Annotated in this window: 12 protein-coding genes; 10 read left to right on the top strand and 2 right to left on the bottom strand. The window is 67.4% G+C overall.

Annotated features, from left to right (window positions below; translation table 11 throughout):
- Positions 1-56: 56 nt before the first annotated feature.
- From G566_RS14280 to G566_RS0111345, 5 genes are read left to right on the top strand one after another with little or no spacing between them, the layout of a single operon-like run.
- Positions 57-809 carry a hypothetical protein gene (locus G566_RS14280; protein ID WP_156874506.1) on the top strand — a complete coding sequence of 251 codons (753 nt, stop codon included), beginning with the start codon at positions 57-59 and terminating at the stop codon, positions 807-809.
- On the top strand, positions 739-2226 hold the full coding sequence (locus G566_RS0111360) for a DUF6504 family protein (protein WP_022680794.1): 1488 nt from the start codon (positions 739-741) through the stop codon (positions 2224-2226). The genes G566_RS14280 and G566_RS0111360 overlap by 71 nt, the downstream gene beginning before the upstream one ends.
- Positions 2223-5507: an error-prone DNA polymerase gene (locus tag G566_RS0111355; protein ID WP_084706860.1), complete on the top strand. Its 3285-nt coding sequence runs from the start codon at positions 2223-2225 to the stop codon at positions 5505-5507. Before G566_RS0111360 ends, G566_RS0111355 begins: the two co-directional genes overlap by 4 nt.
- A gap of 33 nt (positions 5508-5540) precedes the next feature.
- Entirely contained in the window at positions 5541-6404 is an 864-nt protein-coding gene (locus G566_RS0111350; protein WP_022680792.1) for a class I SAM-dependent methyltransferase, read from the top strand.
- Entirely contained in the window at positions 6401-6886 is a 486-nt protein-coding gene (locus G566_RS0111345) for a CinA family protein (RefSeq protein WP_022680791.1), read from the top strand. The genes G566_RS0111350 and G566_RS0111345 overlap by 4 nt, the downstream gene beginning before the upstream one ends.
- Here the strand turns inward: G566_RS0111345 and G566_RS0111340 are convergent.
- Positions 6883-7308: a VOC family protein gene (locus G566_RS0111340; RefSeq protein WP_022680790.1), complete on the bottom strand. Its 426-nt coding sequence runs from the start codon at positions 7306-7308 to the stop codon at positions 6883-6885. The two genes, G566_RS0111345 and G566_RS0111340, sit on opposite strands and share 4 nt — an antisense overlap.
- 47 nt (positions 7309-7355) lie before the next feature.
- Here G566_RS0111340 and G566_RS0111335 point away from each other — a divergent pair, with 47 nt between their 5' ends.
- From G566_RS0111335 to tatC, 4 genes are all read left to right on the top strand, one after another.
- Positions 7356-8351 (top strand): NADP-dependent oxidoreductase, encoded by a 996-nt coding sequence (locus G566_RS0111335; protein ID WP_022680789.1) that lies wholly within the window; start codon positions 7356-7358, stop codon positions 8349-8351.
- Between the two features lie 87 nt (positions 8352-8438).
- Positions 8439-8669: a twin-arginine translocase TatA/TatE family subunit gene (locus G566_RS15870; protein WP_022680788.1), complete on the top strand. Its 231-nt coding sequence runs from the start codon at positions 8439-8441 to the stop codon at positions 8667-8669.
- 49 nt (positions 8670-8718) lie between these two features.
- A complete protein-coding gene (tatB, locus tag G566_RS0111325) occupies positions 8719-9138 on the top strand; it encodes a Sec-independent protein translocase protein TatB (protein WP_022680787.1) in 420 nt (139 codons plus the stop codon).
- On the top strand, positions 9135-9941 hold the full coding sequence (gene tatC, locus G566_RS0111320; protein ID WP_022680786.1) for a twin-arginine translocase subunit TatC: 807 nt from the start codon (positions 9135-9137) through the stop codon (positions 9939-9941). The genes tatB and tatC overlap by 4 nt, the downstream gene beginning before the upstream one ends.
- Here tatC and G566_RS0111315 read toward each other — a convergent pair.
- The gene (locus G566_RS0111315; RefSeq protein WP_336433247.1) at positions 9938-10069 is read right to left on the bottom strand and encodes an entericidin A/B family lipoprotein; all 132 of its coding nucleotides are present in this window, start codon (positions 10067-10069) and stop codon (positions 9938-9940) included. The two genes, tatC and G566_RS0111315, sit on opposite strands and share 4 nt — an antisense overlap.
- A gap of 73 nt (positions 10070-10142) precedes the next feature.
- On the opposite strand from G566_RS0111315, the gene G566_RS0111310 reads away from it, so the two are divergent.
- Positions 10143-12890: a bifunctional [glutamine synthetase] adenylyltransferase/[glutamine synthetase]-adenylyl-L-tyrosine phosphorylase gene (locus tag G566_RS0111310; RefSeq protein ID WP_022680784.1), complete on the top strand. Its 2748-nt coding sequence runs from the start codon at positions 10143-10145 to the stop codon at positions 12888-12890.
- Positions 12891-12892 lie beyond the last annotated feature (2 nt).

Raw genomic sequence — 12892 nt, 5'->3', positions numbered from 1 at the left:
CAAATTGCCATAAGTGAGTCGTTCTGTTGCCGTCTGTTGCCCGCCTGGTGCCGCCCGTGTCCGCTCGTGTTCCGGCTGCTGCCGGGCGGGTGGCGCTTGATGGCGGCCGTGTCGATGCAGCTTTGGGCGGCGGTTTGGCGCTGGCGGGGTGTCACGAAATCTACGGGCCGGCGGCCACTGCTTTGGCGCTGATGCTGGCGCTGGCCAGCGCGCGCAGTGGCCCGATCCTGTGGCTGGCCGATCCGCGGGGCGACGATGGCCGGTTGTATGGCGCGGGCCTTGCCGAACTTGGGGGCGATCCGGGGCGGTTGTGGCTGGTGGCGGCGGGCGCGGCATTGCCGATGCTGAGGGCGGCGGCAGAAGCGCAGCGCTGTGCGGCGCTGGCCTGCCTGGTGATCGAGGCCGGCAGCGCGGCGGCGGTGGACCTGACCGTCACGCGCCGGCTGCAACTGGCGGCGGCGGCGTCCGGCGTGTTCACCCTGCTGCTGCGTGCCGGCCCGCCCAAGCCGTCCGCCGCACTCACCCGTTGGCAGGCGCGCGCGGCGCCAGCGCGGCGGTTGGCGGGCAACGCCCCCGGCCCGCCGCGGCTGGCGCTCACCCTTGAGCGGCAGCGCGGCGGGCCAGCTGACCTTTATCTTGAACTGGAGTGGGATCGTGATCGCCGCCGTTTCCTGCCCGCCAATACGATCGCCCAGCCTGCCATCCCCATCGGCGCTGCCTTTGGCCGGCGTGCGGCGGATGTTGGCCGTGTGCCTGCCGTGGCTGCCCGCCGAACGCCTCGCCCGGCAACAGAAATCCGCGCAGCCTGAACCACTCGTCCTGGTGGCCAATGATCGTGGCCGCCAGATCATCCGCGCCTGCTGCCCGGCGGCGGCGGCAGAAGGCCTGCACCCCGGTCTGGCGCTGGCCGATGCGCGCGCCGTTCTGCCGGGCGTGCGGGTGGCGCCGCATGATCCGGCGGGTGATGCGGCCTGCCTCGATTGGCTGGCGGATGGCGCCACCCGTTGGTCCCCCATGGTCGCTGCCGCCCCGCCGCACGGCTTGCTGATCGACATCAGCGGCTGCGCGCATCTGTTCGGCGGGGAGGCCAGCTTGGTCGCCGATGTGCTGACGCGGCTGCACCGTTTGGGCTTCACCGCCAGCCATGCACTGGCCGCCACTGCGGCTGCCGCCGTGGCACTGGCCCGGTTCGGTCAGGCGCGCGTTGCGGATCTGCCGCTGGCTGCGCTGTCCGATCAGGAGCCGGTGCAGATCGCGCTGCGCCGGGCCGGGCTGAAGCGTGTGGGTGAGGTGGCGAAGCTGCCCCGCGCCGCCGTCGCCGCCCGTTTTGGCGAGGCGCTGCTGGCCGCGCTCGATGCGCTGACCGAGGCCGCGCCGCAACCGCTTGATCCACGTCTGCCGGTGGCCGAGATCGTCGCCCAGCAGCGCTTCGCCCAGCCCATCGCCACCACCGATGCGGTGCGCGCCACGCTGGAGAAGCTGCTGCTGCGCTGCGCCGTTCAGATGGGCGCGCGCGGGGTCGGCGGGCGGCTGTTTGCGCTCGCGCTCTATCGCGCCGATGGCCATGTCGCGCATGTCGCGGTGGAAACCGCGGAACCGCAACGCGATTCTGCCGTGCTGCTGCGCCTGTTCGATGAACGCATCGCCGCGCTCAATGATCCGCTTGATCCAGGCTTCGGCTATGATCTGGTGCGCCTCGCTGTGCCGGTCACCCACGCGCTCGATGAGACGCAATTGGGGCTGGAGGGCGGCCAGCTCGCCGAAACCCAATTGGCCGAACTGGTCGATCGCCTCACCGCCCGATTGGGGCGCGGGCGCATCCGCCGGCTGGTCCGGGCCGACACGCACATCCCCGAACAGGCGAGTTTTGACCTGCCGTTTGCCGCCAGTGCAGCAATGAACTGGCCTCGCCCCGCCCCCGGCGAGCCGCCGGCCCGTCCCATCCGCCTGTTCGATCCGCCACAGCCGATCGAGGTGCTGGCCGAAGTGCCCGATGGCCCGCCGCGCCGCTTCCGCTGGCGCCGTCAGGTCCACGATGTCACCGCGCATGAAGGCCCCGAACGCATCGCTGCGGAATGGTGGCGCCGCAAGGACGGTGCGGGCCTCACGCGCGATTACTGGCGTGTCGAGGCCGCCGATGGCCGGCGGTTCTGGCTGTTCCGCCACGGCCTGTATGATCGCGAACCCGGCCCGCCGCGCTGGTATCTGCATGGCCTGTTCGCATGATGGCGACACCCAGCGGTTTCGCCGAACTCGGCGCGGCTACGCATTTCTCCTTCCTGGAAGGCGCGTCGAGCCCGGCGGCGATGGTGGAGACGGCGCTGGCGCTGGGCCATTGCGGCATCGGCATCGCGGACAAGAACACAGTCGCCGGCGTGGTGCGCGCTCATGTGGCGGTGCGCGAACTGGCCGAAGCCGCCAAGGAGGCCGGCAGCGAACTGCCCCCGTTCAAGCTCGCCGTGGGCGCGCGGCTGGTGTTTGCCGATGGCACGCCTGATGTGATCGCTTATCCGGCGCACCGCCACGGTTGGGGGCGATTGGCGCGCCTGCTCACCACCGGCAACCGGCGGGCGGAAAAGGGGGACTGCATCCTCCACCTCTCCGATCTGATCGAACATGCCGATGGCCTGCTGCTGATTGCGCTGCCGCCAACAGGTGCCCAGCATGGTCGCCTCGCCGAACTGGCGCGTGCTTGCCCGGATCGGCTGTGGCAGGGTGTGATGCTGCATCATGGCGGCAGTGATCGCCGGCGGCTGGCCGCACTCAGTGCGGTGGCCGATGCGGCCGGCGTGCCGCTGCTGGCACTCAACGCCCCACTCTATGCGACGCCGCAGCAACGCCCGCTGCACGACGTGATCCGGTGCATCGGCATGGGCGAAACGCTGGCCGCCGCCGGCACACGGCTGGCCGCTAATGCCGAACGCCACCTGAAAAGCGCTGCGGACATGGCCCGCCTGTTCCGTGATCACCCCCAGGCGTTGCAGGCGCCGGCCCGCCTGCTGGCCCGGGTCGATTTCAGTCTCGATCAGCTGCGGTATGAATATCCCAACGAACCGGTGCCGGCCGGTTACAGCGCCCAAGGCTGGCTGGAAACGCTGACCCTGCAAAAGGCGCGTGAGCGTTGGCCGGATGGGGTGCCGCCCAGGCTGATGGCGCTGCTCGCCGACGAATTCCGCATCATCGCCAAGGCCGGCTATGCGCCCTATTTCCTCACCGTCCACGACATTGTGGCGTTCGCGCAAGGCCGGGGCATCTTGTGCCAGGGCCGCGGCAGCGCCGCCAACAGCGCGGTGTGTTTCGTGTTGGGCATCACCGCAGTTGATCCGTCGAAGCACAATTTGCTGTTTTCCCGCTTCATTTCCGAAGAGCGCAAGGAGCCGCCCGATATCGATGTCGATTTCGAGCACGAGCGCCGCGAGGAGGTGATGCAGTGGATTTACGAACGCTATGGCCGCGAACGCGCCGGCATTGCCGCCACCGTGATCCATTATCGCCCGCGCAGTGCGGTGCGCGAAGTGGGCAAGGTGCTGGGCATGAGCGAGGATCTGACCACGCGGTTGACCAGCACGGTGTGGGGCAGTTTTTCGTCGCAGATGGAGCGCGCGCGTTTTGCTGAAAGCGGCCTTGATCCCGACAGCCCCGAAATCGTGCGGCTGGGCGAACTGGTGAACCAGATCATGGGCATGCCGCGCCATCTTTCGCAGCATGTCGGCGGTTTCGTGCTGACGCAGACGCGGCTGGATGAGCTGGTGCCGATCCACAATGCCGCCATGGCCGATCGCACCTTCATCGAGTGGGACAAGGACGATATCGACGCGCTCGGCCTGATGAAGGTGGATGTGCTGGCGCTGGGGATGCTCAGCTGCATCCGGCGGGCGTTCGAGTCTATCGAGACGCAGTTGGGGCATGCCTGCACGTTGGACAATGTGCCGGGTGAGGCGCCGGATGTGTACCGGATGCTGCAGAAGGGCGACAGTATCGGCGTGTTCCAGGTCGAAAGCCGGGCGCAGATGAACATGCTGCCGCGCCTGAAGCCGGCGGAGTTCTATGATCTGGTCATCCAGGTCGCCATCGTGCGGCCCGGCCCGATCCAGGGCGACATGGTCCATCCCTATCTGCGGCGCCGGCAGGGGCGGGAGGCGGTGAGCTTCCCCAGCCCCAAGCCGCCGCACGACCCCGATGAGCTGAAGAACGTGCTCGGCAAGACGCTGGGGGTGCCGCTGTTCCAGGAACAGGCGATGAAGCTGGCCATTACCGCGGCCAATTTCACGCCGGCCGAAGCCAACCGCCTGCGCCGGTCCATGGCCACGTTCCGCAGCAATGGCGGCATGGAATATTTCGAAAGCAAGCTGGTCGATGGCATGGTGGCGCGGGGGTATGAGGAAGAGTTCGCGCGGCGCTGCTTCAACCAGATCAAGGGGTTCGGCAGTTACGGCTTTCCCGAAAGCCACGCGATTGCCTTTGCCCGGCTGGTGTGGGTGTCGGCGTACCTCAAGTGCCGATACCCGGCGGTGTTTGCTGCTGCACTGCTGAACGCGCAGCCGATGGGCTTTTATGCACCGGCCCAGATCGTGCGGGATGCGGCCGAGCATGGCGTGGTCGTGCGGCCGGTGGATGTGAACCACAGTGCGTGGGATTGCACGTTGGAGCCATGCCGGCCTGCGGGCGATGGCAGGGCTGATGCAGCTTTGGCCCTGCGTCTCGGTCTGCGCCAGATCGCCGGGTTTCGTGAGGAGTGGGCCGAACGCATCGCCGCCGCCCGGCCGATCCATTCGCTCGAAAATCTCGCCCGCGCCGGGCTCCCAGCGCGCGCGCTGAAACTGCTCGCTGATGCCGATGCCTGCGCATCGTTGAACCTCAATCGCCGCGATGCCGGCTGGCAGGCGCTGCGCACGCCGACTGACAGCCTGCCCTTGTTCGCCGCCGCGGCGGCCAGTGAGTTGGGGAATGAGGATGCGCATGATCTGCCGCTGATGGCGCCGGGCGAGGAGGTCGCCGCCGATTACCAGGTGCTGCGCCTCTCACTGCGCGCCCACCCGCTGGCGCTGCTGCGGCGCTGGTTCCCCGGCGTGCTCAGCGCCGCGCAGCTCAATGTGGCCAAGAATGGCCGGCGCGCGACTGTGGCCGGTGTCGTGCTGGTGCGGCAGCGGCCGGGCGGCGGCAACGCCATCTTCATCACGCTGGAGGATGAAACCGGTGTGGTGAACGTGGTGGTGTGGGCGCGATTGTTCGAAACCTATCGCCGGGCGATCATGGCCAGCCGGCTGATGCAGGTGGAAGGCGAGCTGCAAAGGAGCCCGGAAGGCGTGATGCACCTGATGGCGACGCGCATTGTTGATCGCAGCGCTGTGCTGGATCGCCTGTCGGACGCGCATGACGCGACCACGCCGCTGGCTCGCGCCAGTGAGGATCTGGTGCACGGGCCATCGAACCGCAAGCCGCCACCGCCAAGAGGCCGCCATCCCCGCGATGTGCGCATCATTCCGAAAAGCCGTGATTTTCATTGAGCGCTGTGCCACCACTTTGCCCCGGAGGATGAGATGGCAACCACCGCGGGCCAGTTCTGGGATAAGCATGTGCGTGACCTCAACGACCGGGTGAACTGGTGGTCGAGCGACGCCTGCACGGCGACCTATAACGGGCAGGTCTGTGGCCAGGCCGTGCCGGGCAACTCGCGCGGCTGCCGCATCGCGCTGGCGGCTGCGGCGGGTCGGCCGCTGGGCCGCGGCGTGTCGGTGGGCGCCGGCGCGGGTGACAAGGAACGCGCGCTGCTGCTCGATGGCATCGTGGACGAAATGCGGCTGTGGGAACTTTCCGAAGCCCGCGCCGCGGAAGCCCGCCGCCGCGCCGCTGCCGATAGCGTGGGCGACCGGCTTGAAGCGCGCATCGGCAATGCCTTTGTGGAGGAAACCGGCAGCTTCGATCTTGTCACCTGGGATCACAGCCTGCACCACATGCCCGATATCGATCAGGCGCTGGCGTGGAGTGTTGAGCGGCTCAATCCTGGCGGCTGGCTGATGATCAACGATTATTTCGGCCCCAACCGCCTGCAATGGCGGCGCGACGAGGTGGAACTGTGCAACCGGGTGCTCGATGACATTGATCGCGTGCACGGCACAAAGCTGCGCCGGGTGCGCCATTCGAACATTCTCACCCGTCTGCGCATGCGCCACCGCGACCCATCGGAAGCGCCGCACAGCGAGAAGATTGCCGACGCGATTCGCCGCCATCTCGGCGCGGCGGTTACCCCAGTGGGCGGGCTGGTGATGAACATATTGGGCGGCGTCGTCGTACCGGCCTTCCCGGATGATCACTTGGCCATTGCCGCACTGGTCGCCGCCGATCGCGCTGCATTGGCGCAGGGGCAATGGCATTTCGGTTTCACCCTCTGGCAAAAGCCATGAGCCTGGATACGCTGTTCGCCACCGCCGCCCACGTAGGCGCACAACTCAAAGCCCGCGGCGAAACCGTGGCCGTGGCCGAATCCGCCGCCGGCGGCCTGATTTCGGCCGCGTTGCTGGCTGTGCCGGGGGCGTCGGCCTTCTATATCGCCGGCGCGGTCGTCTACACCCCGCGCGCCCGCCACCGCCTGCTCGGCCTGCGGCGGGAGGATGTGCGCGGCTTCATGTCCGCCACCGAACCCTTCGCGCTGCTCATGGCCGAAACCATCCGCAAACAGCACAGCGTCACCTGGGGCATTGGCGAGACCGGCGCGGCCGGGCCGAACGGAAATCCCTATGGCCATGCCGCCGGGCACGACGTGCTAGCGGTGAGCGGGCCCGTGCAAGCGGCCCGCACAATCGCGACGGGCTCAAGTGACCGACAGGCCAATATGGTGGCGTTTGCGATGGCGGCGCTGGAATTGCTGGGGGAGCAGTTGGCCTAGTCGGCCAACGTCACCGCCCCATCTGGGCCGGGCAGCATGTAAGGGTTGTAGACGACTTCCCACGGATGGCCGTCGGGATCGCAGAAATAGCCGGAGTAGCCGCCCCAGAAGGCGTCGTGGGCGGGCTTTTGCAGGGACGCTCCATTGGCGACGGCGCGGGCGAGGAGGGCGTCCACTTCGGCTTTGCTGCTGACATTGTGGGCGAGAGTGAAGCCGCCGAAGCCGGGGCCACGATCGGTCATCCCGCAATCTTCGGCTAGTTTGTCGAACGGGTAGATCGCGAAGGCGAGGCCGCCGCATTGGAACATGGCGATGGCGTCGAATTTGCGGGCCTTGCGTGGCCAGCCCATGGCTTCCCAGAAGGCGACGGCGCGGGGGAGATCGTCGGTTCCGAGGGTGACGATGCTGATGCGTTGGTCCATGATGGGCTCCTGTTGATGGGGATGAGACTGGCATGACGACGGGGCAAATGGAACGCATCGTGTTGGCGCGGCATATTGTGGGCGCACCCAGCTCGGAGGATTTCCGGATCGAAACGCTGCCGATCCCGGAACTGGCGGAAGGCCAGTTGTTGATCGCCAACCGCTTCATCAGCTGCGATCCGGGCACGCGGTCGCGGTTGTCGCCCGGGGCTTCCTATGCGCCGCCGTTGCAGCCGGGGCAGATGGTCGACGGCTTTGCGGTGGGGGAGGTGATCGAGAGCCGCCATCCGAAGTTTGCGGCTGGTGAAAAGGTGATGGGCACCGGTTGGGCGACGCACATGGTGTCGAACGGGCGCGGTTATCTGGCCAAGGTGCCGGATCTGGATGTGCCGCTCAGCCTGTGGAACGGCATCTTGGGTGTGCCGGGGATGACGGCGTGGTTTGGCCTGAAGCGCGTGGCGCAGTTGCAGGCCGGAGAGCGGGTGCTGGTGACGAGCGCCGCCGGACCGGTGGGCGCGACGGCGGGGCAGTTGGCGAAGATCTGGGGTGCATCCAATGTCACGGGCATTGCCGGCGGCGCGGAGAAATGCCGCTGGTTGGTGGAGGAATGCGGGTTCGATGCGGCGCTGGACTACAAGGCGGCCGATTTCGACGCGCAGTTCGCCGCCGCAAGTGCCGATGGCTGGGATGTGCTGTTCGACAATGTCGGCAACGCCAGTGTGGACCGTGCGTTGCCGGTGATGCGCATGAAGGGGCGGATCGTGATTTCGGGCCAGGTGGCGGACTACAACCTGACGCCGCAGGAAGCGCCGGGCATCCACAACACGCGCGAATTCATCGGCAAGCGGCTGCGCATGGAAGGCATGGTGGTGTTTGATGACATGCCGGGCTTCCCCGCCGCGCAGGCCGAATTGGCCGGGATGATCCTCGCTGGCCAGGTGAAGTATCGCGAGGAGATTTTCGACGGGCTGGCCAGCCTGCCGGCGGCGTTCAGCGGGCTGTTCACCGGCCAGAGTTTTGGGCGGCGGCTGATCCGCGTCTGACAGGCGCACGTGCAAACACTGGCAAAGCCGCGCGCCTAGGCGTAAAGGAAACGGGTTCATCCCGCACAACGTTAAGGGTTACACATCATGGGTTCGTTCAGCCTCACGCATTGGCTGGTGGTCATCCTGGTCATCGTGCTGTTGTTCGGCCGTGGCCGCATTTCCGATCTGATGGGTGATTTCGCCAAGGGTATCAACAGCTTCAAGAAGGGGCTGAACGATGAAGCCGCGCCCGGCAGCCCGGCCGCGCCGCCGCCGCAGGTGACGCAGAACAGCCAGGCTCCGGCAAAATCCCCGGTTGAAGACGCCCGCGGCTGACCCGACGATACGGGGCTGAGGCCCGCCCAAAGACCCGCAAAGTCACACGATGTTTGGCATTGATTCTTCCGAGCTGATGCTCATTGCGCTGGTGGCCCTGCTGGTCATCGGCCCGAAAGACCTGCCCAGGGCCATGCGCTGGGTTGGCCAATGGGTGGGCAAGGCCCGCGCCATGAGCCGCCACATGCGCAGCGGTTTCGATGCGATGATGCGCGAAGCCGAACTGGAAGAGATGCAGAAATTGTGGGCGCAGCAGAACGACGCGATCATGAAGGCCACGGCGCTGCCGGAAAACATGCTGCCCGATCTGTCCGGGCCGGTGCCCGCAGAGCCGAGCTATGATCCGTGGCCGGTGGCACCGCCCGAAGCCACGGTTGAAACCCCGCCTGCTGCCGAAGCCGCGCCGCCCGTGAAGAAGCCCCGCAAGCCGCGCGCCAAGAAGCCGGCCGCCACGGGCGAAGCGGCATGACAGACGAGGTTGACCGCAGCGATATCGACGCCAGCAAGGCGCCGCTGCTCGATCATCTCATCGAATTGCGCGGCCGCCTGCTGCGCTGTGTCGTCTATTTCGTCATCGCCTTTGCAGCGTGTTTCAGCCAGGCCGGGCGCATCTTCGATTTCCTGGTGCAGCCGCTGGTCGATGCCTCGGGCAGCGGCGCGCGTTTGATTTACACCAAGCTGTATGAGGCGTTCTTCGTCGAGATCCGTGTGGCGGCCTTTGCCGGCATCTGCATCGCCTTTCCGTTGATTGCCAACGAACTGTGGCGCTTCGTGGCGCCCGGCCTCTACAAGAAGGAACAGCGGGCGCTGCTGCCCTTTCTGGCTGCAACGCCGGTCCTGTTCACCTGCGGCGCGGCGCTGGCCTATTATGGCGTGATGCCGGCGGCTTTCCGCTTCTTCCTGGGCTTCCAGCAGCTGGGGGGGGTGAACGGTATCAACCGCGAAGCGCTGCCGGCGATGGGTGAATATCTCGATCTGGTGATGAGCATGATCCTCGCCTTTGGCGTGGCCTTCCTGTTGCCGGTGCTGCTCATGCTGCTTGAACGGGCGGGCATCATCAACCGCAAGCAGCTGATTGCCGGCCGCCGCTATGCCGTGGTGGCGAGTTTCGTGGTGGCCGCCGTGCTCACCCCGCCCGATCTGTGGAGCCAGGTCGCGCTGGCGATCCCGCTGATGTTGCTCTACGAAATCTCGATCATCGGCATCTGGTTCACCGAAAAGCGCCGGGCCAAGGTGGCCGCGGCTGAACAGTCGAGCGAAAGCGCCGCTTAATCCTTGGCGGCGCCGGCCGACTTGTCGATCACCTGGCCCACGCTCTTGATGTCGCGGCCGGCGCCCTGAATGGTGTTGCAGGCGGTGAGCAGCATCAGTGCTGCCAGCAATCCCAAACGCAAATTCATCATGGCTCTCCTGTTGGCCCCGCATGCCGCGACGCGGCTTGCTGGCGGCTGAACGCACTGGCATCAGGGTGACATGGAGTTTGCCTTGCCTGCAACTGTGTCGCCGCCTGATCTGGCACCGCTGCTGCCGGCTGGTCTGTCGCCCGCGCTCACCAACGCAGCGGTTGCCGCCTGGGCCGATGCGCCGTTTCTGAAGGGGTTGATCCGCGGCCGGCAAGCAACGCTGGCAACGCTCGCTGCTGCCGGGCTGGACGCGGCCCTCGCCGCCGCGCTGGCGCTGGCGGCAGACGATGCGCAGCCGATCATGCCGCGCCTGCGCACCGCCCGGCGCGATGTGGCGCTGGTGGTTGCGCTGGCCGATCTGGCCGGGCTGTGGCCGCTGGAGCAGGTGACGGCGGCGCTTTCGGACTTTAACGATCGCGCCATCGATGCCGCCATCGCCGCCGCACTGGCCGAACGCGGTGCGCCCAATCGCGGGGTGGTGGCGCTGGCGCTGGGCAAGCTGGGCAGCCGTGAACTGAACTACAGCAGCGATGCCGATCTGATCTTCCTGCACGATCCCGAATTGGTGCCGTGCCGGGGCAGCGAAGATCCCGGCGAGGCCGCCGTGCGCATCGTGCGGCGGGCGGTGGCGATCCTGAATGATCTGACGCCTGATGGCTATGTCGCCCGGATTGATCTGCGGCTGCGCCCGGCGAGCGAGATCACGCCGATGTCGATCAGCCTGGCGGCGGCCGAACATTATTACCAATCCGAAGCGCTGACCTGGGAACGGGTCGCCTTCATTCGCGCCCGCGCCGTGGGGGGCGACGTGGCCATGGGCGCGGAATTCCTTGCCCGCATCCGGCCCTTCGTGTGGCGGCGCAGTCTGGATTACACGGCGGTGCGCGACATCCAGTCGGTGAGCTTGCGCATCCGCGATCATTTCGAAGGCGGGCAGGCCATTGGCCCGGGCTTTGATCTGAAGCGTGGGCGCGGGGGCATCCGCGAAGTGGAATTCTTCGCCCAGATCAACCAGCTGATCTGGGGCGGGCGCGACCCTGAATTGCGCTGCCCGGCGACGCTTGATGGTCTCGCCGCGCTGGCCGCTGCCGGCCATGTGCCAGAGGCGGAAGCGGCGCGGCTGGCCACCAGCTACCGGGCGCTGCGCACGCTGGAACATCGGCTGCAGATGCGCCGCGATGAGCAGACCCACGCCATCCCGCGCCTGATCGCCGATCGCCACGCCGTGGCCCGCCTGTGCGGCTGCAAGGATGCCAAGGCGCTGGAAGCCCGATTGAGCGCGATCACCGATCCGGTTGCCACATCCTATGACCGGCTGATCCGCGCCGCCACGCCGGACGCAACGGCGGTACCGGCCGATCCCAAGCCGTGGCTGAAGCAGCATCACCCCGGCCTCGCCAAGTTGCTTGCGCCGCTGATCGCCAATTGGCGGCAGGGCAAATATCGCGCGCTGAAAAGTGAATCGGCCCGTGCCGATTTCGAAGCGGTGCTGCCCTTGTTGCTGGCCCGGCTGGCGGCGGCGGCCGATCCGGCCACGGCGGCGCACCGTCTGGATGGCTTGCTGGCGGGATTGCCGGCCGGCGCCCAATTCTTTGCGCTGCTGCGCGCCAATCCGCGCCTGGTTGGCCTGCTCGGCAATCTGGTGGGCATCACGCCGGTGCTGGCCGAAGCACTGGCCCGTGATCCGGCGCTGTTCGATGTGATGCTGTCCCCCGATGCCTTCGCACCGTTGCCTGATGCGACGCAACTGGCCGCGGAACTCGCCAGCCTGTGCCGCGACGCCGGGCTGGAAGAGCGGCTGGACCGGGTGCGGCGCTGGACGGCGGAAGTGCGGTTCCAGCTGGGCGCACAACTGATCGAAGGCCATGCCGGCGCGCTCGCCGTGGGGCGCAGCCTGGCGGATCTCGCCGATGCCGCCGTGCAGAATCTGGCGCCGGCGGTGGCAGAGGAGTTCGCTCGCAGCCATGGCCGCGTGCCGGGCGGCGAACTGGTGGTGCTGGCGCTGGGCCGGCACGGCGGCCGGGCGATGACGCACGCCAGCGATCTTGATCTGGTGTTCCTGTTCACCGGCCACCACGAAACGCTTTCGGATGGGACCAAGCCGCTGCCGGCTGCCACCTATTTCAACCGGCTGGCGGCGCGGCTGGTGACGGCGCTTTCGGTGCCGACCGCTGCCGGCGCGCTGTATGAGGTGGACACGCGGCTGCGACCATGGGGAGCGAAGGGCAATCTGGCGCTCTCCATCGACAGTTTCGCCCGCTATCAGCGCGAGGAGGCGGAAAGCTGGGAGCATATGGCCCTGACCCGCGCTCGCGTGGTGGCCGGGCCGGTGGCGGCGGCGCAGGCGGTGATTGCCGACGTGCTGGCCGCCCCGCGCGATGTACCAACCTTGCGCAAGGCTGTGCTGGCGATGCGGGCAGACATGGCCGCCGCCAAGCCGCCGCAGGGCCGGTTCGACGTGAAGCTGGCCGCGGGCGGCATGGTTGATCTGGAATTCATCGTGCATTTCCGGCAGCTCGCCAGCGGGCAGGGCTTGTCGCCGGAGCTGCCGGTGGCGCTGGATGAGCTTATCGCCGCTGGATTGCTGCCGGCCGATCTGAAGCCTGCGCATGATTTCCTGGCGCGTACGCTGATCTGGCTGCGGCTGCTGTTTGCCGGCGCCCGGGTGCCCGATACGCTGCCCGAACCGGTGCAGGCGATATTGGCGCGGGCGCTGGCTGCGGCAAATTTCACCGGCTTCACCGAGCAACTGGCCATCGCCAGACAGGCCGTGCGCATGGCATGGGCAGAGGTGTTCAGCCAAGGAGATGAGAAATGACC

Source organism: Sandarakinorhabdus limnophila DSM 17366, assembly GCF_000420765.1.
Classification (GTDB): Bacteria; Pseudomonadota; Alphaproteobacteria; order Sphingomonadales; family Sphingomonadaceae; genus Sandarakinorhabdus; species Sandarakinorhabdus limnophila.
Note: the sequence above shows the minus strand (reverse complement) of the source record. Positions and strands in the feature narration are given on the sequence as shown.